At 68.0% G+C, this 24,014-nt stretch carries 16 protein-coding genes; 7 read left to right on the plus strand and 9 right to left on the minus strand.

The window, feature by feature from the left end; all coding sequences use genetic code 11:
- Nucleotides 1-15 precede the first annotated feature (15 nt).
- On the plus strand, nt 16-933 hold the full coding sequence (locus tag AC5P7A_RS13740; RefSeq protein WP_014648350.1) for an LpxL/LpxP family Kdo(2)-lipid IV(A) lauroyl/palmitoleoyl acyltransferase: 918 nt from the start codon (nt 16-18) through the stop codon (nt 931-933).
- A gap of 97 nt (nt 934-1,030) precedes the next feature.
- Here AC5P7A_RS13740 and AC5P7A_RS13745 read toward each other — a convergent pair whose 3' ends face one another.
- The 3 genes from AC5P7A_RS13745 to AC5P7A_RS13755 are packed head-to-tail and all read right to left on the minus strand — an operon-like array spanning nt 1,031 to nt 3,671.
- Nucleotides 1,031-2,362, minus strand: a complete 1,332-nt coding sequence (locus tag AC5P7A_RS13745) for an O-antigen ligase family protein (RefSeq protein WP_032960139.1) — start codon at nt 2,360-2,362, stop codon at nt 1,031-1,033.
- Nucleotides 2,343-3,458 (minus strand): glycosyltransferase, encoded by a 1,116-nt coding sequence (locus AC5P7A_RS13750; RefSeq protein WP_014648352.1) that lies wholly within the window; start codon nt 3,456-3,458, stop codon nt 2,343-2,345. Before AC5P7A_RS13750 ends, AC5P7A_RS13745 begins: the two co-directional genes overlap by 20 nt.
- 15 nt (nt 3,459-3,473) lie before the next feature.
- Nucleotides 3,474-3,671: a zinc-finger domain-containing protein gene (locus AC5P7A_RS13755; RefSeq protein ID WP_005410967.1), complete on the minus strand. Its 198-nt coding sequence runs from the start codon at nt 3,669-3,671 to the stop codon at nt 3,474-3,476.
- A 420-nt stretch (nt 3,672-4,091) separates the two neighbouring features.
- Between AC5P7A_RS13755 and AC5P7A_RS13760 the strand changes: the two genes are divergently transcribed.
- Entirely contained in the window at nt 4,092-7,436 is a 3,345-nt protein-coding gene (locus AC5P7A_RS13760; protein ID WP_495220211.1) for a GH92 family glycosyl hydrolase, read from the plus strand.
- A complete protein-coding gene (locus AC5P7A_RS13765; protein ID WP_032959489.1) occupies nt 7,433-8,176 on the plus strand; it encodes a basic secretory protein-like protein in 744 nt (247 codons plus the stop codon). The genes AC5P7A_RS13760 and AC5P7A_RS13765 overlap by 4 nt, the downstream gene beginning before the upstream one ends.
- A 531-nt stretch (nt 8,177-8,707) precedes the next feature.
- On the opposite strand, the gene AC5P7A_RS13770 is transcribed toward AC5P7A_RS13765, so the two are convergent.
- Both AC5P7A_RS13770 and AC5P7A_RS13775 read right to left on the minus strand, forming a co-directional pair.
- Complete coding sequence (locus AC5P7A_RS13770; RefSeq protein ID WP_014648356.1) at nt 8,708-10,999, minus strand: NADP-dependent malic enzyme; 2,292 nt, start codon at nt 10,997-10,999, stop codon at nt 8,708-8,710.
- A 230-nt stretch (nt 11,000-11,229) separates the two neighbouring features.
- Nucleotides 11,230-12,573, minus strand: coding sequence for a dicarboxylate/amino acid:cation symporter (locus AC5P7A_RS13775; protein ID WP_014648357.1), 1,344 nt, complete (start codon nt 12,571-12,573; stop codon nt 11,230-11,232).
- A 332-nt stretch (nt 12,574-12,905) separates the two neighbouring features.
- On the opposite strand from AC5P7A_RS13775, the gene AC5P7A_RS13780 reads away from it, so the two are divergent.
- Nucleotides 12,906-14,075: an OprO/OprP family phosphate-selective porin gene (locus AC5P7A_RS13780; RefSeq protein WP_046432442.1), complete on the plus strand. Its 1,170-nt coding sequence runs from the start codon at nt 12,906-12,908 to the stop codon at nt 14,073-14,075.
- A gap of 66 nt (nt 14,076-14,141) precedes the next feature.
- Nucleotides 14,142-16,784, plus strand: coding sequence for a hybrid sensor histidine kinase/response regulator (locus AC5P7A_RS13785; protein WP_014648359.1), 2,643 nt, complete (start codon nt 14,142-14,144; stop codon nt 16,782-16,784).
- 636 nt (nt 16,785-17,420) lie between these two features.
- Here AC5P7A_RS13785 and AC5P7A_RS13790 read toward each other — a convergent pair.
- Genes AC5P7A_RS13790 through AC5P7A_RS13805 form a run of 4 tightly spaced genes read right to left on the minus strand, consistent with a single transcriptional unit; the run spans nt 17,421 to nt 21,225 of the window.
- A complete protein-coding gene (locus tag AC5P7A_RS13790; protein ID WP_014648360.1) occupies nt 17,421-18,071 on the minus strand; it encodes a response regulator in 651 nt (216 codons plus the stop codon).
- A gap of 28 nt (nt 18,072-18,099) precedes the next feature.
- A complete protein-coding gene (locus AC5P7A_RS13795; RefSeq protein ID WP_014648361.1) occupies nt 18,100-19,155 on the minus strand; it encodes an ABC transporter substrate-binding protein in 1,056 nt (351 codons plus the stop codon).
- Nucleotides 19,152-20,543: a sensor histidine kinase gene (locus tag AC5P7A_RS13800; RefSeq protein ID WP_014648362.1), complete on the minus strand. Its 1,392-nt coding sequence runs from the start codon at nt 20,541-20,543 to the stop codon at nt 19,152-19,154. The genes AC5P7A_RS13795 and AC5P7A_RS13800 overlap by 4 nt, the downstream gene beginning before the upstream one ends.
- Nucleotides 20,536-21,225: a response regulator transcription factor gene (locus AC5P7A_RS13805; protein WP_005419188.1), complete on the minus strand. Its 690-nt coding sequence runs from the start codon at nt 21,223-21,225 to the stop codon at nt 20,536-20,538. Before AC5P7A_RS13805 ends, AC5P7A_RS13800 begins: the two co-directional genes overlap by 8 nt.
- A gap of 242 nt (nt 21,226-21,467) precedes the next feature.
- On the opposite strand from AC5P7A_RS13805, the gene AC5P7A_RS13810 reads away from it, so the two are divergent.
- Together AC5P7A_RS13810 and AC5P7A_RS13815 are read left to right on the plus strand one after the other, a co-directional pair.
- Complete coding sequence (locus tag AC5P7A_RS13810; protein ID WP_053496099.1) at nt 21,468-22,607, plus strand: OprO/OprP family phosphate-selective porin; 1,140 nt, start codon at nt 21,468-21,470, stop codon at nt 22,605-22,607.
- 75 nt (nt 22,608-22,682) lie between these two features.
- Nucleotides 22,683-24,011: a CitMHS family transporter gene (locus AC5P7A_RS13815; protein ID WP_005419191.1), complete on the plus strand. Its 1,329-nt coding sequence runs from the start codon at nt 22,683-22,685 to the stop codon at nt 24,009-24,011.
- Nucleotides 24,012-24,014: the final 3 nt, after the last annotated feature.

Raw genomic sequence — 24,014 nt, forward strand, 5'->3', positions numbered from 1 at the left:
TGGTAGAATGGCCCCATGTCAGATGCCTCCACCGCCGTCCGCCCATCGCTGCGCGATCCGCGCAACTGGCCGATGTTCGCCGCCATGTTCGGCGCCTTCGCCATCGCTCGCCTGCCGTGGATGCTGCAGCGCGCGCTGGGCCGGGGCGTCGGCTGGATCACCTGGCGCCTGCTCGGCAGCCGCCGCCGCGCCGCCGAAGTCAACCTGCAGCTGTGCTTCCCCGAGAAGGACGAAGCCTGGCGCCAGCGCCTGGTGCGCGACAGTTTCGATGCGCTGGGCGTGGGCGTGTTCGAGTGCATCCGCGCCTGGTGGGGCAGCATCGACCGCATCCGCCCGCAGGTACGGATCGAAGGCCTGGAACACCTGCGGCAGATGGAGGCTGAAGGCCGCGGCGTGCTGCTGGTCTCCGGCCACTTCATGACCCTGGAAATGTGCGGACGCCTGCTGTGCGACTACGTCGACCTGTCCGGCATGTACCGCAAGCACAAGAACCCGGTGTACGAGTGGGCGGTGAAGTTCGGCCGCCTGCGCTATGCCAAGGCGATGTTCGCCAACGAGGACATCCGCGCGACCGTGCGCCACCTGAAGAAGGGCGGCTTCCTCTGGTACGCGCCGGACCAGGACATGCGTGGCAAGGACACCGTGTTCGTGCCGTTCTTCGGCCACACCGCTTCGACCATCACCGCCACCCACCAGCTGGCAAGGATGACCGGTTGTGCAGTGATCCCGTACTTCCACCGCCGCGAAGGCGGGAAGTACGTGCTGAAGATCGGCGCACCGCTGGAGAATTTCCCCAGCGAGGACGTGGAAGCCGATACCACGCGGGTCAACCAGGCCATCGAAGAGATGGTGCGCGAAGCCCCCGACCAGTACCTGTGGATCCACCGCCGCTTCAAGCGCCAGCCCGGCGGCCGGAGTGATTTCTACAAATAGCCGGATGCGGTGGAAGGGCCGGCGTCCTCGTGGCGCCAACCTTGGTTGGCGCCGGATGAACCGAGGCCGGTCCCGGGGAGCCCACCAAGGTTGGCAACTACTGCATCGGCGGAGATTCGTCCGATTCGCGGGCCAGCAGACTGCCGGCGAACAGGGCCGCCAGCAGCACGGTCAGGCCGCCCCAGAACGCAGAATAGAACGCCAGGTGCGTATTGAGCGGGAACACGGTAACCGCCAGCGCCAGCATCGCCGGGCGGGCGCGGTCACGCGCCGCCGGCGGTGCATAGCGCCAGGCCCGCCAGGCCTGCGCCACCGCCGCCAGCCACAGCAGCAGGCCCAGCACGCCGGTCTCGGCCAGGATTTCCAGCACGATCTGGTGGGCGTGCAATGCCGGTTGATTGCCCCACACGGCGGGGCCCTCGTCTGACACGCAGGCCGGATACGCATCACGGAAGCCGCGCGCACCGACACCGTTGACCGGATGTTCCTCGATCATGCACACCGCCGCCGTCCAGATGCGCGCGCGCCCCGAAAGCGCCTCGTCAACGCCCTGCCCGTCTTCGTTCCATGCCTGTGCCGTGCGCGCAACACGCTCGCGCAGCTGCGGCACGCCCGCTGTCAGTGCGGCCGTACCCAGCGCTGCCACAAGGGCCAGCAGCAGCAGCCGCTTCCAGCCGAACTGGCGCAGGCCGCTGTAGCCCAGCACCAGCACAAAGGTGATCCACGAGGCGCGCGAACCGGCCAGCAGCAGCACGCCTCCCAGTGCGGCGGCGGCCAGCAACCACCCCGCACTGCCGAAACGCCGCGCCATCGGCAGCAGCAGGAAGGGTGACAGGCTGGCCAGCACCTGGCCGAATTTCAGGTTGCAGGGCCCGAGCGCGCCACTGAGGCGGTCGGCCAGTGCGGCTTCGTCGGCCGGACACAGCGCGTGGCCACTTACGGCCAGCTTCAGGTGCTCCAGCGACCAGAACCATGGGCTGGTGCCGGCCAGCGCCTGTACCAACGCGTCCAGCGTCCACGCGCCGGTAATCAGCGCCAGGCCACCGAAGGTCAGCCGCCGCCGTTCCGGCGTGGCTACCGCGATCGCCACCAGCCACATGAAGGGCAGGTAGCGCAGTCCGGCGGCAGCCTTGGTCCACGAGGCCGCCGGATCGATCGCATCGATAGCCGAGAACGCCTGTGGCAGCCAGTAGCCGAGGAACAGGATCGAGGTCAGGGCCCACGCCGCCGTGCTCAACAGGTGCGGGCGGCGCTGCAGCCGGCGCATGACCATGCGCGCGGCAGCATAGAGCGCGCCAAGGCCGAGCACGGTTTCGGCGATGCCTGGCAACGGCCACATCGCCACGTACGCCAGCACCCACCAGGGCGCCCAGCGCCCAGCGCGGTCGTCGCGCACGATGGCAGCGGGGTCAGCCGGCGAGATCGGCATAGAGGCGGAGGGTATCGCGCTGCATGGCCTGCAGGGTAAACGGGATGCGGGTCGGCAAGGATGGCGGCTGCGCCAGCAGGGCCAGCGCACGTTCACCCAACGCGCGCGCGTCGCCGAGCGGCACCGCGCCGCCGGGCTGCAGCTGCTGCAGCAGTTCGCCGACGCCACCGTGGTCCCAGCCCAGCACCGGGCGGCCGACCGACAGCGCCTCGACCACGGTGCGGCCAAAGGCTTCCGGCTTGTCCGACAGCTGCAGCACCAGATCGCTGGCGGCGTAGGCCAGGGCGATGCGTGCGGTAGGCGTGCTGATCTGTACGGCCTCGGCCACGCCCAGTGCCGCAGCCTGGCGGCGCAGATCGGCCACGTAGGCCTCACGCCCGGGTTCCTCGGTACCCAGCATCCACAGCTGCGCAGGCACGCCGGCGGCACGCACGTCGGCCAGCAGCTGCAGCGCGTGGGCGTGGCCCTTCAGCCGGGTACCGCGCCCGGGCAACAGCAGCAGCGGGCCATCAACCTGCGCCAGCCAGGGATAATCGGCGGCCAGGGCCAGCCGCGGGCGACGGTCGGCACGTGCTACGCGTGGGAACTGGCCGACATCGACACCGCGGGGAATGACCTGCAGTTTTTCTTCCGGCACCGTCGGGTAGTGGCGTTGCACGAAGGCGCGCACGGTATTGGACACGCAGATCACGCGTTCGCCACTGGTCATCACCGCACTGTAGCGGCTGGGCGAATTCAACCCGTGCACGGTGGTCACCCAGTGCGGGCGCTGTGCGGCGGGCATGGCGCGGATCGCGTACAGGCCCAGCCAGGCCGGCAGCCGCGAACGGGCGTGCACGATGTCCGCACCGACCTCGGCAAACAGGCGGCGCAGGGTCGGCAGATGGCGCAGGGTCAGCAGCGACTTGCGGCCGATGTCCAGGGTGAGGTGCTCGGCACCGCTGTCCAGCAGCGGCTGCACCAGGCGGCCACCGGCGGACACCACCAGTGCACGATGGCCGGCCGCGACCAGGGCAGCAGCGATTTCCAGGGTCGAGCGCTCGACACCGCCGGAGTGCAGCGCCGGCAGCAACTGCACCACGGTCAATCGGCGCATCGAAGGGGCCGCCGTTTAGTCGGCCAGCACGAACACGGAACCGCAGTACGGGCACTGCGCTTCACCGTTGGGCTCGTCTTCGATCGGCAGGTACACGCGCGGATGCGAGTTCCACAGCGCCATTTCCGGGGTCGGGCAGCTCAACGGCAGATCGCTGCGGTGCACGGTGTAGCGCTTCTCGGCGTTGGCGGGCGCGGTGGCGGTATGGCTCATGGCGGATGTCGGTGAACGGGTTGCGAGGCCTGTGATTCTAGCATCTGGGCCGCACCGACATTGCGCCACAACGGGCCTTTGCGCGCTCCCGCCGATGCCTCGCATCTCCCCGCCGCACGCCGGGCGGCGGCGGCGCCGGGGATTTCGCGGTCGTTCCGGCAGGTTCGCTCGCCAGAATCGACTCCAGCGACATTTCCCGCATTTGGATCGAACTAAATGGCACTTGCCAGCGCGCGACGGCTGTTGCAGGATCGGGCCAGGTCGCACCCCGACCCACCCAATCCAACCCGATCGCATGGCCCGCCCCCACCGGACCGGCATCGCCTCTTCCACTGCCAGCCTGGCGGGCGGAGCGATGCTGTCCGTGGTGTCCGCCGATGCGGGTTCTGCCCGCCGCCAGCCCTTCCGGGAGACCCTTGCATGACCCTGTCCGATCCGCGCCGCGCCCTGCTTCCACTGGCCCTGGCCCTGGCCTGTGCGACCACTGCGATGCCGGTGCTGGCACAGGGGCTGCAGACCTCGTTCGAGCCCGGCGAACCTGCCCCGACGCAGGCCGCGGGTGCACTTCAGGTCACGATCGGCAACGGCCCTGCGGCGCCTTACGCGGCCAAGCGCAACGCCGGCTACAGCGGCCTGCATGCACTGCGCTACAGCAGCGAAGGCGGCAGCGCGCGGCGCGAACTGTTCAAGGCCGACCTGCCCATCGAGGCCGATACCACGCTGTCGTGGCTGGTGCTGCCGGAGATCGTCGGCAAGGACACCGTCGCTTCGACCTATGTCTCGCTGGACCTGCTGCTGGACGATGGCAGCCGCGTGTCGGCCGGTGCGGCGCGCGACCAGCATGGGGTGGCGATCGGCGCACGCGCGCAGGGCGAATCGAAGACGCTGTACCCGCAACAGTGGGCGCGCAAGGCAGTGCGGCTGGGCGACGTACCCACGCTGAAGGGCCGCCGCGTGGTGGCGATCGAGCTGGAGGTGGCCAGTGCCGAGGGCGCGCCGGTCTCTGGCTGGATCGATGACGTGCGCCTGGACGCACAGCCGCGGCAGCGGCCACAGCGCGTCTCCGACTGGGTGCTGACCACCCGCGGCACCCAGGCCAATGGCACCTTCTCGCGCGGCAACAATTTCCCGGCCACGACGGTGCCGCACGGCTTCAACTTCTGGACCCCGGTGACCGATGCCGGCGCACTGAACTGGCTGTACCGCTGGAACGAACAGAACGACGCACAGAACCGCCCGCAGCTGCAGGCGCTTGCGCTGAGCCACCAGCCCAGCCCGTGGATGGGTGACCGCCAGACCTTCCAGGTGATGCCCTCGGCCAGCCGTGGCGTGCCGGAGGCCGACCGCCGCAAGCGCGCGCTGTCGTTCGATCGCCGCCATGAAAGCGCGCGCCCCTACCGCTACGACGTGCGCTTCGACAACGGCATCGCTGCCGCCATCGCGCCGACCGATCATGCCGCGTTGTTCCGCTTCGACTTCCCCGAAGGCGGTGACGCCAACCTGCTGTTCGACAACGTCGATGCACGTGGTGGCCTGACTCTGGATGCCGCCACACAGACGCTGTCGGGCTACACCGATACGCGCAGCGGCCTCTCCAACGGCGCCAGCCGCATGTACGTGGTGGCCAGCTTCGACAAGCCCTGGCGCAGCAGCGGCCGCCTCGACACCGGGCGCCCGACCGGCTACATCAAGTTCGATGCCGGCAGCGAGCGGCGGGTGACGATGCGCATCGCCACCTCGCTGATCTCGGTGGAGCAGGCGCGGCACAACCTCGCACTGGAAATCGCCGCCGCCGATACGCTGGAGAGCGTGGCCGGCCGCGCACAGGACGCGTGGGACGCGCGCCTGGCCCGCTTCGACATCGGCGATGCCAGCGACGACCAGAAGACCACGCTGTACTCCAGCCTGTACCGGCTGTACCTGTACCCGAATTCCGGCCACGAGAACGTGGGCAGCGCCGCCGCACCGGAGTGGCGCTACGCCAACCAGGCCAGCGCCAGCGATGACAACACCGAAGGCAGCGCGACCCGCAGTTACGCCGGCGTGCGCGATGGCAAGGTGTTCGTCAACAACGGCTTCTGGGACACCTTCCGCACCACCTGGCCGGCCTATGCACTGTTCACGCCCGACGATGCCGGCCAGCTAGTGCAGGGCTTCATCGAGCAGTACCGCGCCGGCGGCTGGATCGCACGCTGGTCGTCGCCGGGCTATGCGGACCTGATGGTCGGTACCAGCTCGGACGTGGCCTTCGCCGATGCGTGGCTGAAGGGCATCGGCGGTTTCGATCCGGCCGAGGCCTACGCCGCCGCGCTGAAGAACGCGACCGTGGTCCCGCCCGACCGCCATGTCGGCCGCAAGGGCATGGACCGTTCGACCTTTCGTGGCTACGCCAGCGCGGACGTGCATGAAGGCATGTCGTGGACGATGGAAGGCGCACTCAATGATTTCGGCATCGCCAACATGGCCGACGCGCTGGCCAAGCGTGCGACCACGCCGGCCGCACGCGAGCGCTACAGCACCGAGGCCGACTACTTCCGCTATCGCGCCGCCAGCTACACGACGATGTTCGATCCGGCCGCCGGCTTCTTCCAGGGCCGCACTGCCGATGGCCAGTGGCGCGTGGACGCGAAGGACTACGACCCGCGCGTGTGGGGCCACGACTACACCGAGTCCAATGGCTGGACCTTCGCCTTCACCGCTGCCCACGATGGCGAAGGCCTGGCCGCGCTGTACGGTGGCCGCGACAAGCTGGCGGCGAAACTGGATGCCTTCTTCGCCACGCCGGAAACCGCAGACCCGGCACTGGCCGGTTCCTACGGCGGCACCATCCACGAGATGACCGAGGCGCGCGACGTGCGCATGGGCATGTACGCGCACAGCAACCAGCCGGCGCACCACATCCCGTGGATGTACCTGTACGCCGGGCAGCCGTGGAAGACCCAGCAGCACGTGCGCGAGATCCTGTCGCGGCTGTACGTCGGCAGCGAGATCGGCCAGGGCTATCCGGGCGACGAGGACAATGGCGAGACCTCGGCGTGGTACGTGCTGGCCTCGCTGGGCCTGTACCCGCTGCGCATGGGCGCCCCGGAGTATGTGATCGGTTCGCCGGCCTTCCGCCACGCGCGGGTGGAACTGCAGGGCGGCGCGGTGCTGACCGTGAACGCGGCCAACAATTCGCGAGAGAACGTCTACGTGCAGTCGCTGAAGATCAACGGCACGCCCTGGACGAAGACCTGGGTGCCGCACGAGCTGATCGCCAGGGGCGCGACGCTGGACTTCGTGATGGGCCCGCAGCCGTCGCGCTGGGGCAGCGGCGTGGATGACGTGCCGCGCTCGCTGACCGCCCGTGGCCAGCGCCCGCAGCTGCTGCACGACCTGCTCGGCAGCGGCGCGAAGGCAACACTGGCCGATGGCCGCGCCCTGCCGGCGCTGGTCGATGACGATGCGGCCACCACCGTCGGCCTGGGTGGCGGCGCGACCATCGCACTGACCGGCCTGAGCAATGGCACGCCGACGATGTATACGCTGACCAGCGGTGACGGCCGCATCCAGGGCGGCGAATGGACGCTGGAAGCGCGCAATGGCAACGGCCACTGGACCGTGCTCGACCAGCGCAGCGGCGAAGCCTTCGAGTCTGCCCGCCAGACCCGTCCGTTCCGCATCGCCAGACCCGGTCGTTACAGCGAGTACCGGCTGCGCCTGGCCGCGCCGGGCCGGCTGCCGCTGGCGGAGATCGAACTGTTGGCGCCCAGCGCCGTACAATGAGCCCTATGCGCTACCGTCTGTTGCCTCTGGCCCTTGTTGCCCTTTCCTTCTCCAGCTTCGGCCAGACCCAGGCCTTTGATGCGCAGCTGACCCGCGACGGCGTGACGCTGAACTACCAGGACGCCCGTGGCGCCCTGGCCGCGCCGCAGCGCAAGCGGGTGATCGATACGTTCTACTTCGCCTACCTGCGCGAACGTGCGGACTTCCACCCGGCCGCGCCATCGATGGTGCGCATCGTGATCGATCCGGCCTACACCGGGATCGCCTTCGTCGGTGACAAGGACCAGGCGGCAACGATCACCATCAATCCGGGTTGGCTGGCGCAGCACCCCAACGACATCGACCTGGTCACCCATGAGGCCATGCACATCGTGCAGGGCTATCCGGGCCATGGCGACGCACGGGTGCCGGGTTGGCTGGTGGAGGGCATCGCCGACTACGCACGCGACCGCTACGGCATGGACAATGCCGCCGCGGGCTGGTCGCTGCCGGGCAAGGTCGAGAAGGGCCAGAACTTCGACAGCGGCTACCGGGTCACCGGTGCGTTCCTGAAATGGGCCGACGCCGAACACCCGGGCCTGGTGCTGGCACTGGACACGGCCCTGCGCGATGGCCGCTATGCACCGGCGCTGTGGCAGAAGCACACCGGCAAGGCACTGCCCGCACTGTGGGCCCAGTACGCCAAGCCGCGGTCGGATGCACCGCCGCCGGCCCCTGCACGCCGCGGCAAGCGGCGCTGACTGGCTGGTCAACTGGGAATTGGGGCGACTGGGTAGAGTCGACTGTTAGTCGACTGACTTTCGTACAGCCCCCGAAAACCCCGCGCTTCGCGCGATAGTCGACCAACGGTCGACTCTACCTCGCTGCTTTCTACGCCTCAGCGCGACTGCACGAAACCGGCGTACAGCGCGAACAGCTGCTGGAAATATCGCCGCGTGACTCGATTACGCATGACACCCTCGCCCATGAAAGTTGGTCGGGCCCAGGGTGGGAAGGCCGGTCCGGTACCTTCCCACGGCCGGGCCGCGTGGGCGTATTGGGCCGCAACGGCGTTGCAGGGAAATGACCGGGCGGCGTAGCGCGTGTGGCAGGTTCGGCGGCCGTTGCGGCAAATGAAAACACCGGGCAATGCCCGGTGTTTTCACTTGCGCCGACGTCCAGCCGCGCCAGCGCCATCATTCTCCCGACCAGGAGCCCCTTCTTGTTGAAGGGGCGCGCCGAAGGCGGGGGTAGAGGAAGAATGCGTGGGCAGCGGAAGTGGGAAAGAAGGCTTATGCCTTCTTTTCCGCTTCCAGCTGCTTGCGGATCTGCGCATCGACCGCCGCGATCGCGGTCATGTTCAGGATCCGGCGCGAAGTGGCGCTGGTGGTCAGGATATGCACCGGCTTGTTCACGCCCATCAGGATCGGGCCGATCGCCACGCCATCGGTGAACACGCGCACCAGGTTGTAGGCGATGTTAGCCGCTTCCAGGTTCGGCAGCACGAACAGGTTGGCGCGGCCCTGCAGGGTCGAGCCCGGCAGCAGCTTCTGGCGCAGCGCTTCATCCCATGCGGTGTCGCCTTGCATTTCGCCGTCCACGTTCAGGCGCGGGTTGCGCTTGAGCAGCAGCTCGCGCACCTGGCGCATCTTCAGCGCGTCCTTCGAATCGTGGCTGCCGAAGTTGGAGTGCGACAGCAGCGCGACCTTCGGCTCGATGCCGAACAACTTCATGCGGTAGGCCGCCTGCAGGGTCGCTTCGCACAGCTGCTCGGCGGTCGGGTCTTCCTGCACGTGGGTATCGACGAAGAAGAACACGCCCTGCTGGTTGATCACGCCGGTCATCGCCGAGGTCGAGGTGACCTTCGGCTCCAGCGGCAGCACGCTGCGCACGTAGCCCAGCTTCTTGTGGAAGCGGCCGACGATGCCGGTCAGCATCGCATCGGCTTCGCCACGCGCCACCATCACTGCTGCGATCAGGGTCGGGCGCGAACGCATCAGGTTCTTCGCCGCGGCCACGGTCACGCCACGACGGCCGGTCAGGCCATGGTAGTACTGCCAGTATTCGTTGAAGCGCGGGTCATCGTTGATGTTGGTGACTTCAACGTTCTCGCCGATCTTCAGGCGCAGGCCGAGGCGTTCGATGCGCGACTCGATCACTTCCGGGCGGCCGATCAGGATCGGGTGCGCCAGGCCGTCATCGACCACGTTCTGCACCGCCTGCAGCACCACTTCCTCTTCGCCTTCGGCGTACACCACGCGCTGCTTGTCGCTGCGCGCGCGGTCGTAGACCGGCTTCATCATCAGGCTGGTGCGGTAGACGAACTGGGCCAGCTTGTCGCGGTAGGCGCCCATGTCGTCGATCGGGCGCGAGGCCACGCCCGAATCCATTGCGGCCTGGGCCACGGCGGCCGACAGCTCCACCAGCAGGCGACGGTCGAACGGACGCGGGATCAGGTATTCACGGCCGAAGCTCGGGGTGTCACCGCCATAGGCCGAGCCCATGTCGGTGGCGGCGCGGCGGGCCAGTGCAGCGATGGCACGCACGCAGGCGATCTTCATTTCCTCGTTGATCGCGGTGGCGCCCACGTCCAGCGCACCACGGAACAGGTACGGGAAGCACAGCACATTGTTGACCTGGTTCGGGTAGTCCGAACGGCCGGTGCCGATGATCGCGTCCGGACGGGCGGCGCGCGCCAGTTCCGGCATGATTTCCGGGGTCGGGTTGGCCAGTGCGAAGATCACCGGATCCGGCGCCATGGTCTTGACCATGTCGGCGGTCAGGATGCCCGGCGCCGACAGGCCCAGGAAGATGTCCGCGCCGTCGACGATCTCGGCCAGGGTGCGCTTGTCGGTGTCGCGCGCATAGCGCTGCTTTTCCGGATCCAGGTCGGTACGACCGGTGTGGATCACGCCCTCGCGGTCGAAGGCCAGGATGTTTTCCGGCTTCAGGCCCAGCTGCACCAGCATGTTCACGCAGGAAATGCCGGCCGCGCCCATGCCCGTGGTCGCCAGCTTCACGTCCTCGATCTTCTTGCCGGTGATCGCCATGGCGTTGAGCACCGCTGCGCCGACGATGATCGCCGTGCCGTGCTGGTCGTCATGGAACACCGGGATCTTCATGCGCTCGCGCAGCTTGCGCTCGACCACGAAGCATTCCGGCGCCTTGATGTCTTCCAGGTTGATGCCGCCGAAGGTCGGTTCCAGCGAGGCGATGATGTCGACCAGCTTGTCCGGGTCGGTCTCGTCGACTTCGATGTCGAACACATCGATGCCGGCGAACTTCTGGAACAGCACGCCCTTGCCTTCCATCACCGGCTTGCCGGCCAGCGCGCCGATGTTGCCCAGGCCCAGCACCGCGGTGCCGTTGGAGATCACCGCCACCAGGTTGCCGCGGGCAGTCAGCTCGCTGGCCTGCTGCGGGTCGGCCTTGATCGCTTCACAGGCGTACGCCACGCCCGGCGAATACGCCAGCGACAGGTCGCGCTGGGTCAGCATGGGCTTGGTAGCGGAAACCTTGATCTTTCCCGGCGGGGACATCCGGTGGTAATCGAGGGCGGCCTGTTTGAAATCTTCGTTGGACATCGATGTGGGTTACATGAATGGGCAGAAGGGACAGGGGATGATACCCCCGTTGGAGCGTCTGGACCTGTCGCTATCCTGTCGCAAGCATGCTGCGACCGCACAATTCCGTGCCGTATGCGACGGTACCGGGATGTCAGCTTCGGCGTTGCCCATGACAGCCATGGGACGCCCTGAAACGCCGCGGGGCCGTACCACTGTCGTGACCGGCCCCGCGGTACCACACACCTGGATCAGCCCTTGGCCGGCAGTGCCTCGGGCAGCGCATCGACCGGCGGCGGCAGTTCGCTTTCGCGGCCATCCAGCGCCAGCTTCAGGCGGTTGCGGTCCAGCGCGCCTTCCCAGCGCGAGACCACCACGGTGGCCACGGCATTGCCGATGAAGTTGGTCAGCGAGCGGCATTCGCTCATGAAGCGGTCCACGCCCAGGATCAGCGCCATGCCGGCAACCGGCACTTCCGGCACGACGGCCAGGGTGGCGGCCAGGGTGATGAAGCCCGCGCCGGTGACGCCGGCCGCGCCCTTGGAGCTGAGCATGGCGACCAGCAGCAGGGCGATCTGGTGGCCCAGGGTCAGTTCGGTGTTGGTGGCCTGGGCGATGAACAGCGCCGCCAGGGTCATGTAGATGTTGGTGCCGTCCAGGTTGAACGAGTAGCCGGTCGGGACCACCAGGCCCACCACCGACTTGCTGCAGCCGGCGCGTTCCATCTTCTCCATCAGCGACGGCAGCGCCGACTCCGACGACGAGGTGCCGAGCACCAGCAGCAGTTCGGCCTTCAGGTAGCGCGCCAGCTTGAACACCGAGAAGCCGCACAGGCGGCAGACCACGCCGAGGATCACCGCCACGAACAGGAAGGCGGTGAGGTAGAACGAGCCCACCAGCCAGGCCAGGTTGATCAGCGAGCCGACGCCGTACTTGCCGATGGTGAAGGCGATCGCACCGAAGGCGCCGATCGGGGCGGCCTTCATCAGGATGTGCACCAGCTTGAACACCGGAGCGACCAGCGCCTCCAGGAAGTTCAGCACCGGCTTGCCCTTCTCCCCCACCATCGCCAGCGCGATGCCGAACAGCACGGCCACGAACAGCACCTGCAGGATGTTGCCGTCGACGAAGGCGCTGAGCAGCGTCTTCGGGATGATGTCCATCAGGAAGCCGACCAGGGTCAGGTCGTGCGACTTCTCGACGTAGCTGTGCACCGCGGTCTGGTCCAGCTCGGCCGGGTTGATGTTCATGCCGGCGCCGGGCTGCACCACGTGCGCCACGATCATGCCGACGATCAGCGCCAGCGTGGAGAAGAACAGGAAGTACGCCATCGCCTTGGCAAAGACCCGGCCCACCGTACGCAGGTGGGTCATGCTGGCGATGCCGGTGACGATGGTGAGGAAGATCACCGGCGCGATGATCATCTTCACCAGGTTGATGAAGGCATCACCGAGCGGCTTCATCTTCTCGCCGATCAACGGCTCGTAATGGCCGAGGATGGCGCCCAGGACGATCGCCACGATCACCTGGAAGTACAGCTGGCGATAGATCGGCAACGGCTTTGCAGGCACCGGTGCTGCGGTCGGGATGTGCATGGCGGACTCCGGAAGGGGCGTTTTCAGGCACGTACGGCCCCGGAGCTGCACGGGAACCGTTACCGTGGAAACTGATCGCAGGCCCTGTGCAGCACGCACAGGAGGTGCGACCAATGGACGCCTTTGTACGCGCCAGGCACGCCAGCGCAGATAACCTATTGGTACTAGCCTCCCGGTTCAGGTGGCACAGGTGCCTACACTGGCGCCGCACCGCCCGATCCTGGGGAGGCTGGTGGCCCGGGCTGAACGGCTGGGTGAGTCTTTGCGAAAGTTCCGGCCCTTGCGGCCGTTGATGTCCTGTCCACACGCAATCTGAGAGAGCCGCACCCAACATGCGCCCGAATCCCACCTTGCTGGCCCTGTCGCTGGCCGCCCTTCCCGCCTTCGCCTCGGCCGCCGATTTCGACAACTGGCCGACCAAGTACACCTTCGGTGATGGCACCGAGCTGGCGGCCACCGCCAACATCGCCTACGACTACAACGACTTCTCCTCGGCCAGTGGCCTCGAGGACGACGATGCCGTGCGCCGCAAGGAATTCGGCGCGACGCTGAAAAAGAAGGGCGTCTACGATGCGATGGTCTACTACGACTTCCAGGCCGATACCTGGCTGGACGTGTTCGTGCGCTTCGAGAGCAAGGCCTTCTTCGGCCGTGACGTCGGCCGCTTCCGCTTCGGCTACATGAAGACCCCGGTCGGCCTGGATGCGAACACCTCTTCGCGTGCCGGCAGCTTCCTGGAAACCTCGCTGCCGGTGCAGGCCTTCTACGAAGGCCGCCGCACCGGCGTGGAGTGGGTGCTGGAGCGCCCGCAGTACCTGCTGCAGGCCGGAGCCTATGGCGGCAAGGACCTGCAGGGCGACAACCCCGGCACCACCCAGGCGGTGCGTGCGGTGTGGACGCCGGTGAAGGCACCAGGCGATGTGATCCACCTGGGCCTGGCCTACTCGCAGGAAAACCCGCGTGGCTACAGCGATGGCCGCGACGTGCATCACGAGGCCAGCGCCCGCCTGCGCGCGCGCCCGGAAGCCGGCCTGACCGACATCCGCTACGTCGATTCCGGTGCGCTGGTCACCGCCGACCAGATCCGCCGCACCGGCCTGGAAGGCATCTGGATCCGGGGCCCGTTCTCGCTGCAGGCCGAAGCGCTGCGCGCTACGGTCACCCGTCGTGACGGCAAGCCCGACTACACCGGCAGTGGCCAGTACGCGATGGCCAGCTGGGTGCTGACCGGCGAATCGCGCCCGTACAACGCCGGCGCGGTGGCCAACATCAAGCCGGCGCACAATTACGGCGCGGTCGAACTGCTGGCCCGATACAGCCGTCTCGACCTGGACGATGGCAGCATCCTCGGCGGCCGCCAGCACGACCTGACGCTGGGTGCGAACTGGTACCTGACCAGCCACTTCAAGTTCCAGGCCAACTACGTGAAGGTCGACGCCAGCCGTCGTGGCGTGCACAGCACGCCGGAGATCTTCGAACTGCGCGCGCAGATGCACTTCTGACCCCTTCCACGTCAGACCCCGGCGGGCGTGCACGCCACGCCCGCCGGCCCTGCGTAGACTGCCGCCATGTACTGGCTCAGCCGCCACCGGATGCTGTTGCTGACCCTGCTGGTGATGGTCGGCGGTACCGTGCTGTGCGCGGTCGCCGCCGGTCATTACGCCTGGCGGCGCGCGCTCGGCGAGGAAAGCAGCCAGGTGCAACGCCAGCTGCAGCTGTATGGCCAGGGCCTGCAACAGCGCATCGACCGCTTCGGCACCTTGCCGCAGGTGCTGGCACTTGACCCGGATCTGCTGCATGCACTGCGCGTGCCGCCCTCGCCCAGCGAACGGCAGCGGCTGAACCTCAAGCTGCAACGCGCCAACGAAGTCACCCGTGCCTCGACCCTGACCCTGGTCGGCCACGACGGTGTGGCGGTGGCGGCCAGCAACTGGGACCAGCCGACCACCAATGTCGGCGAGAACTACAGCTACCGCCCCTACTACCGCCAGGCGCTGGCGCAGGGCCGTGGCCGCTTCTACGGCATCGGCATGACCACCGGCGTGCCCGGCTATTACCTTTCGCAGGCCATCGAAGAAGACGGCAAGCGGCTGGGCGTGGTGGTGATCAAGGTCGAGTTGTCCGCGCTGGAACAGGAATGGCTGAGCAGCCCGGACGTGGTGCTGGCCAGCGACGACCACGACGTGGTGTTCCTGGCCAACCGGGACAGCTGGCGCTACCGGCTGCTGCGCCCGCTGGGAGCCGATGAGCGCCGTGAGATGCTGGACGCCCGCCAGTACGCCGACCGCGCATTGCAGCCCCTGCGCGCACGCACCGAAGACGTGCTGGCCGATGGCGGCCGCATGGTGCGCCTGCTGGATCCGGCGCTGCCGCAGCCGATGCTGTGGCAGAGCCTGCCGCTGCCCGCCGAAGGCTGGAACCTGCACCTGCTGCACGATGCCAGTGCCGCCACCGGCGCCGGCCGCGCCGCAGCACTCACCGGTGGCGCTGCATGGCTGGCGCTGGGCTTCCTGGTGCTGTTCGTGCAGCAGCGCCGGCGACTGGCCAAGCATCGCCTGCGCAGCCGCCGCGAGCTGGAAACCCTGCTCAAGCAGCATGCACAGGAACTGCGTACCGCGCAGGATGGCCTGCTGCAGGCCGCCACCGATGCCGACAGCGGCCTCAGCCGCAGCCTCGAACACCTGCCGCAGGGCGTGGTGGTGATCGACCGCGAACTGCGCCTGGTCGCGTGGAATTCGCGCTATCTGGAACTGTTCCGCTTCCCGCAGGACCTGGTTCGCGTCGGCCGGCCGATCGAGGAACTGTTCCGCTTCAACGCACGCCGTGGCCTGCTTGGTCCGGGCCCGGTCGATGAAGCCATCGAGCGCCGCCTGAACCACCTGCGCAGCGGCCGCCCGCACATGCGCGAGAGCGAAAAAGACGATGGCACCGTGCTGGAAATCCGCGGCAACCCGCTGCCCGACGGCGGCTTCGTCACCAGCTATGCCGACATCACCAGCTACAAGAACGCCGCGCGCGAACTGCGCTCGCTGGCCGATGCGCTGGAACACCGCATCGCCGAGCGCACCCATGATCTGGAAGAAGCACGCCGCGAAGCCGAGCAGGCCAACCGCTACAAGACGCGATTCGTCGCCTCGGCCGTGCACGACCTGCTGCAGCCGCTCAACGCGGCGCGCATGTTCGTCTCGGTGCTGCGCGGCAAGCTGGGCGACCCGGCGCAGCAGCAGACTGCGGACCACATCGATGCTGCGCTGGCCGCGCAGGATGCGATCCTCAACAGCCTGCTGGATATCGCGCGCCTGGAATCCGGCAGCCTGCCGACCCGAGTGCAGGCGTTCCGGCTCGGGCCTTTGCTGCAGACGCTGGCGCGCGAATTCGGCATCGCCGCACAGTCGCGTGGCCTGGTGGTCGACTGGGTCGATACCGATGCGGTGGTGGTCAGCGATGAAGCCCTGCTGCGCCGAATCCTGCAGAACTTCCTGTCCAACGCGCTGCGCTACAGCGAACGCGGCCGCGTGCTGCTCGGCTGCCGTCGCCGTGAAGGCATGCTGTGGATCGAGGTGCACGACCAGGGCCCCGGCATTCCCGACGCATTGCAGGGCGAGATCTTCGAGGAGTTCCGCCGCCTGCACGACGGCCAGCAGCGCGGCGCCGGCCTTGGCCTGGCCATCGTCGATCGCATCGGCCGCCTGCTTGGGCATCCGATCCGGCTGCGCTCGCAGCTGGGCCAGGGCAGCGTGTTCGCGGTGGGCGTGCCGTTCGGCGAAGCCAGCGCGATTCCCGCTACTGCTCCTGTGCCGGTGCTGGTGCAGGAACCGGCGGCGGACAACCCGCTTCGCGGTCGCCGGGTGTGGGTGATCGACGACGATCCGCACGTGTGCGCGGCCAGCCGCGCGCTGCTGGAGCGCTGGGGCTGCGAGGTGGCGCTGGCCGATGGCCCACAGGCGGCGCTGCAGCTGGCAGCAACAGGCGCAGTACCGGAGCTGGTGCTGCTGGATGTGCGCATGGGCGATCACCATGGGCCGGTGCTGTACGAGACATTGGCCGAATTGTGGCAGGCCCGCCCGCCGGTAGTGCTGGTTACTGCCGAGCGCGATGCGGGATTGCGTGAGATGGCAGCCGAACGCGGCTGGGGGATGATGGCCAAGCCGGTGAAGCCGCCGGCGCTGCGGGCACTGATGAGTCAATTGCTGATCCGCCATCGTGGGTAGTTTCCAGCCAACGGCGCAGCCCCTCGTGGGTGGTGTCTGGGTGGTCGCGGAAAGCAGAAGCCGCGGGTGGGCCGGTCGGGTTGGGTACGCGGGGGACGCCGTGAATCCGTCCATGGAGGCTTGGCAGCCGCTTGCTCGTGTGCGCTGTCCTGCGCACACGGCAAGACCCGGGTTGGGCGTCCTGCCCAACCCGCCCGAGGCATGCCTCGGGCCCATGCGGCTGACACCCCCGCGCACCCAACCCGACCGGCCTCCGACAGATTTCGGTGGCCTGCACCCACGGAGAAGAAAATAAGATCAAAAGCGGGTCGCGCGCTGCGCTTGCTCGTGTAGAGCCGAGCCCATGCTCGGCTTCACGGACCGGCCAGAAAGCAGCCGAGCGTGGGCTCGGCTCTACAAAAGCGGCCTGTCAGGCTGCCTTTGCTTTTGATCTTCTTTTCTCTTCCGTGGGTGGATGCGCACGGAACCTGCCCGTGGCCGGGCAGGTGGGCTGCGCAGGGGCGTGAGCCGCATGGATGCGGCGACCGAGCTTACATGGATGTACTTGCAGCGGCCCCTGTGCAGTCCACCTGCCCGGCCTCACCCATGAACTGCTCTACGTGTCCACCCACGAGGGGCTGCGCCGTTTGCTGGAAACTACAGCCCGATGCCGGCGTCGCCCTCGGGCTCCAGCGCCTTCACCAGCACCGCCGCCTGTGTGCGGCTGTGGCACTCGAGCTTCTTCAGGATGGCGGTGACGTGCACCTTCACCGTGTTCTCGGCCAGCCCCAGGGTGTAGGCGATCTGCTTGTTGAGCAGGCCATCGGCCAGGCAGAGCAGCACGCGGAACTGCTGCGGGGTCAGCTGGGCCAGGCGGCTGGCCAGTAGTGCATCGGCCTCGGAACGCTCGGCGGCCATCGCCGGGAACCACAGGCCGCCATCGAGTACTGCCTGCACGGCCTCGCCGATGGTCTCGGCCGGGGCGGACTTCGGGATGAAACCGGCGGCGCCGAACTGCTGGGCACGGCGGATCACCCGCGGATGGTCGTTGGAGGAAAGGATCACCACCGGGATGTCCGGATGCGAGCCGCGCACGTGCAGCAGCGCGGAAAAACCGTGCGCGCCGGGCATGGTCAGGTCGAGCAGCACCAGGTCCACGTCCGGCTGTGCGTCGAGCGCCTCGGCCAGCGCATCGGCACTGGCCACCTCGCGCACCTGCGCCAGCGGCAGGCTCTGCCGCAAGGACTGCACCACCGCCGAACGCAGCAGCGGGTGGTCGTCGGCGATCAGGATGGTGTATTCGCTCATGCCGCCATTGTACGGGCAGGCCGGAGCCTCAGCGCCCCGCCGGCTCGACGCTGCTGCGCCAGGCATCAAGGAACTGGCGGCGCTTGAGCGCATCTAGGTACACCAGCAGGCCCGGGCCGAGCTGGATCGGACGCCGGCTGCGGCCGGGCGCATCGTCGCCACGTGCGTTGCCGGTCACGATCGGCATCAGCCGCGCCTCGCGCGACAGCACCTGCTGGCCACGGGGCGACAGCAGGTAGTCGAGGAAGCGCCGCGCTTCTTCCGGGTGTGGGCCGGTACGCGGAATCACCGCGGTGCGCAGCACCACCAGCGTGTAGTCCTCAGGCTCGACGATGGCCAGTGGCGCGCCGGCATCGACACGTGCCTGCGCATAGGAACCAAGCACGTTGTAGACCAGCGACAGCTCGCCGCTGGCCACCTTGTCCAGCAGCACGCCGGTGCGCTCTTCGCGCACCACGTCGTTGTCGCCGAGCGCCCCCAGCAGCGCGCCGGCGATGCTGCCGCGCTGCGCATCCTGGGTTGCCAGCAGGTAGCCGACACTGCTGCGCTCGATGTCATAGGTGCCGACCCTGCCGCGCAGCGGTGCACCTTCGGCACGCAGCCGGTCCAGCAGCTGGCGGCGCGTGTGCGGCACCTTTGCCGAAGGCATTGCGCGGGTGTTGTAGACCATCACCACCGGCTCGTAGCTGATGCCGAAGGCCTCGTTGCGCCACTGCGCCCAGGCTGGCAGCGCAGCGGTCAGCGCCGAGCGATGTGGCAGCGCGTGGCCATCGTTGACCAGCTTGGTCTGCAGGTCCATGCCGCTGGAGATCAGCAGGTCCGGCGATGCCGGTCCACCGCGGTCGTGCAGGTAACGCGCGTACAGGTCCTGGGTGATGATGTCCTCGTACACCACCTCGGTGCCCGGGTGCAGCCGCTGGTAATCGGCAATCACCACCGCGAACACTTCGATGTCGGTAGTGCCGTGAATGCGCAGCTGCGCGGTGGCCGCCCCCTGTGCGGGAAAACGACGCACATCGCCGGGCGCGGCCAGCACCGGCAGGGCCAGCAGCAGGGCAACGGCCGTGGCAAACAGGCGGATCATGGACTGCTCCGTGGCAGGCGGATGGTGGCGATCAGCCCGCCCTGCGGGCGGTTGCTGAGGTCGATGCGGCCGCCGTGGCTGTCGACCACCCGCTTGACGATGGCCAGGCCCAGCCCGGCACCGCCGGATGGCGCGCCTTCGCCACGCGCGAAGCGCTCGAACACGCGTTCGGCATCGGCAGCCGCGATGCCTGCGCCATGGTCGGCGATGGTCAGCACGGCCTGCCCGCTTTCCACGGTCAGCGCGATCTGCAACGGGCCGTCGCCGCCGTACTTCAACGCGTTGTCGACCAGGTTCTTGATTGCCTCGCGCAGCAGCAGCGCGTCGCCATGCACCTGCACCGGCTCGGCAGTCATCGCCAGTTGCACGCGCGGTGCCGGGCTTGCCTGCGGCAGTGCTTCATGCAACGCCTGGTGCACGGTCTCGGCCAGATCCACCGCCGCAAAGCGCTGCAGGTGCGAACGATGGATCACGCTGGCATCGCTGAGCAGCTGGTTGAGCAGCCGGCTCATATGCGTGGCGTTGCGCTCGATCGCCTGCAGGCTGCGTCGCATGTCCTCCGGATCGTCATCATCCAGCGCCAACTGCGCCTGAGCTCGCAATGCCGCCAGTGGCGTGCGCATCTGGTGTGCGGCCTCGGCCATGAACGCGCGCAGTGTCTCGTTGCTGCTGGACAGGCGTTCCATGAAGCGGTTCAACGCGGCCACCATCTGGTCCATCTCGCGCGGCACGCGGGCATCGAGCGGCTTCAGGTCGGACGGCTCGCGGCGCGACAGCTCGCGCTCCACCCGCACCAGCGGCCGGAACGCACGATGCACGCCGAACGCCACCAGCGCCAGCAGCAGCCCGGACAACACACCGATCGCCAGCAATGCACGATTGACCATGTCCTGCGCAACGGCTTCGCGCGCGCGCCGGGTCTGGCCCACCTGCACCTGCACCTCGCCCTGCGCCGAGGCCGCGGCGAAACTGCGGCCGACCACCACGAAGCGCACGGTTTCGCCGCTGTAGGGGGCGTCGAACAGCTGCGGCTGGGTACCGGGCCTGCGCGGCGGTGTCGGCAGATCACCGTAGCCGGTGATCAGCGTGCCGCGGCTGTCGGCCACCCGGTAGAACACGCGGTCCTCCGGCGCCATCGCCAGCAGGTCCAGCGCCGCATAGGGCAGATCGACCTGCCACTGGCCGTCGACCAGGGCCACCGAATCGGCGATGGACAGCGCCGAGGACACCAGCAGGTGATCGTAGGATCGGTTGGCGGCGCGCTGGCCGTAATCGCGTGCGGCGAACAGCAGGGCCACCGCGAACACCGCCAGCAGCACGCCGAGGTAGAGCAGCAGCGTGCGCCGCAGCGAACCCGGCGCCGCAGTCGCAGCACGCGTGTCAGCCATCGGCGTCGGCATGGGTATCGCTGGCTTCCAGCAGGTAACCGACGCCACGCACCGTGGTGATGCGCAGCGGCGCGCCCGCCAGCTTCTTTCTCAGGCGACCAACGTACAACTCGATGGCATTCGGGCCCGCTTCGTCATCGAAACCAAACAGGCCGTTGCCGATCTCGTCCTTGCCGACCACCTGGCCAAGACGGCCGACCAGGATCTCCAGCAGGCGGTACTCGCGGTTGGGCAGTTCGATCGGCTCCCCGTCGAGGCTGACCCGGTGCGCCGCGTTGTCGAACTGGAAGCCGCCAATCTGCACCACTTCGCTGGCCTGGCCGCGCGCACGCCGCAGCAGCACGCGGCAGCGCGCTTCGAACTCGCGGAAATCAAACGGCTTGCCCAGGTAGTCGTCGGCCCCCACATCCAGCGCCTGCACGCGATCTTCGATGCCGTCACGCGCGGTCAGCATCAGCACCGGCGTGCTGTCACCGCGCTCGCGCATGCCGGCCAGCACGCGCAGGCCATCGAGCTTGGGCAGGCCGATGTCCAGCACCACCAGGTCGAAGCTCTGGTAGCGCAGCACGCTGGCAGCGGCCAGGCCATCGGCCTGCCAGTCCACGGCGTGCCCGCTGCGGCGCATCCGGCGGATGATCGCATCGGCCAGATCCGGATTGTCTTCGACCAGCAGCAGGCGCATGGGCACTCGGGTGGGAGGGGAACCGAATGCTACCGCATGCCGCCGCTGGGCTCGCCGGGCGCGGCACGGCGAGCCCAGCGGCCTGCTTTTCGCTGCACTGCACAATCCGTTGACAGGACGATGACAGCTTGCCCGACCCAGACTGCGGCCGCGCACCGTCCGGTGCCCACGATTGCCGCGCGCCTGGCGCGCACCTGGGAGGGTTTGTGGAATTCACGTTTGCCTGGCGGCGTCCTGCCGCCATGATGGCGCTGGCTGTCCTGTCGGTGCCGGCCTTCGCCGCCGAAGACGACCGTCCGGTCACCGCCACCCTGGGGGGCCGCCTGCACCTGGACTTCGCCACCTTCGACAACGACAACCGCGGAACGCCGAACAAGGATGACACCGAGATCCGCCGTGCATGGGTCGATGTGTCCGGCAAGTTCTTCGTGGTCGACTACAAGCTGGAAGCCGACTTCTCCGGCGACCGCGTCGAGGCCAAGGATGTCTACCTGGCCCGCAGCTTCGGTAAGGCGGGCAAGCTGACCGTGGGCCAGTTCAAGCAGTATTTCTCGCTGGATGACCGTACCAGCTCCAACTACGGCAGCTTCCTGGAGCGCGGCAACGCCGGCACCACGCTGGCGCCGCTGTACCGCCTGGGTGCGTCCTGGCAGGCCAACCCGGGCGACTTCACCTGGGCGGCCAGCCTCTACAGCCTGGAGAGCATCGACGCCTGGCAGGTGAAGGGTCGCGCGGCGGGTGGTCGCATCACCTGGGCGCCCTCGCCCAGCGACGGCGACGTGCTGCACCTGGGCCTGTCGCTGGCCCGCGAGGCGTACGACAACCCCGGCGCCAATGGCGTGCCCGGCCTGCGCATCCGTCCGCGCCCGGCCGGCCACCTGTCCGACGAGAGCCGCCTGACCCTGGTCGACTTCTCCGCCGGCCGCGATACCGACGTCAACAAGTGGTCGCTGGAATACGCGCAGGTGCGCGGCCCGCTGTCGTGGCAGGGCGAGTTCAGTGGCGCCACCTTCGATGACGGCGCCCAGCGCGGCGACGTGATGGCCGCCTACGGCATGCTCAGCTGGTTCGTCACCGGCGAAAGCCGCGCCTATGACCGCAAGACCGGGCGCTTCGCGCGGGTGAAGGACATCCGCCACAAGGCCGGTGCATTCGAAGTGGCGCTGCGCTACGACCAGATGTGGGGCGCACAGCACCTCGACGGCGCGCCGGACCTGCGCCGTGGCAGCACTGAGGCGTGGACGCTGGGTGGCAACTGGTACCTGCGCGACAACCTGCGCTTCATGCTCAACGTGATCGAAAGCCGCAACCGCGACCGCCTGGCCGGGGTCACGGTGGACCGCACCCGCGCGGTCACCGGCCGCCTGCAGTACGACTTCTAGGCCTGACATTCCGGGCGCGCGGCGCCCGGCCCCTTCCACTCCCCACGTCCTGTTTTCGCAAGGAGTCCGCAGATGATGCTGAGCATCCTCGGCTTTGGCATGGTCATTACGTTCATGTACTTGATCATGAGCAAGCGCCTGTCGCCGCTCGTCGCCCTGATCACCATCCCCATCCTGTTCGCGCTGATCGGTGGCTTCGGTGCCGGCATCGACGAGATGATGCTGGAGGGCATCAAGAAGATCGCGCCGACCGGCGTGATGCTGATGTTCGCCATCCTCTACTTCGGGGTGATGATCGACGCAGGCCTGTTCGATCCGCTGGTGCGGGTGATTCTGCGCTTCGTCAAGGGCGATCCGATGAAGATCGTGCTTGGCACCGCCGTGCTGGCGATGCTGATCTCGCTCGATGGCGACGGTTCGACCACCTACATGATCACCGTCTCGGCGATGCTGCCGCTGTACCAGCGGCTGGGCATGAACGCGCTGAACATGACCTGCGTGACCATCCTCGCCGGCGGCGTGATGAACCTGACCCCGTGGGGCGGCCCGACCGCACGCGCGGCCACTGCGCTGCACGTGGACCCGGCCGATGTGTTCGTGCCGCTCATCCCGTCGATGGTGATCGCCTGTGCCGGCGTGCTGCTGCTGGCCTGGTACCTGGGCTTGAAGGAACGCCGTCGCCTCGGCGTGGTGACCCTGCCCAAGGGCGGCAGCTGGATGGACAACAGCGTATCGGACGACAGCAATCCGCTGCCGACCGTGGAAGACGCCGAGGACATCAAGCGGCCGAAGCTGCTGTGGGTGAACCTGGCCCTGACCGTGGCGCTGATGACCGCGCTGATCATCGGCGTGCTGCCGATGCCGGTGCTGTTCATGGTCGGCTTCGCCATCGCCCTGGTGATCAACTACCCGAACCTGGCCGAGCAGCGCCGCCGCGTGGTCAACCACGCCGGCAACGTGCTGTCGGTGGTGTCGCTGATCTTCGCCGCAGGCATCTTCACCGGCATCCTCAACAACACCGGCATGGTCGAAGCGATGTCGCACAGCTTCCTGGCGGTGATTCCGGAGTCGTGGGGCCCGTACCTGGCGGTGATCACCGCGGTGGCGTCGATGCCGTTCACCTTCTTCATGTCCAACGACGCGTTCTACTTCGGCGTGCTGCCGATCCTGTCCGAGGCCGCCGGCAACTACGGCATCACTCCGGTGGAAATGGCGCGCGCCTCGCTGGCTGGCCAGCCGGTGCACCTGCTCAGCCCGCTGGTGCCGTCCACCTACCTGCTGGTGGGCCTGGCCAAGGTCGAATTCGCCGACCACCAGAAGTTCACCCTGAAGTGGGCCATCGCCATCTCGATGCTGCTGATGATCGGCAGCCTGCTGTTCGGCCTGTATCCCCTCGCCGCCTGACCC

Source organism: Stenotrophomonas sp. YJH_SMC_65 (genome assembly GCF_059369475.1).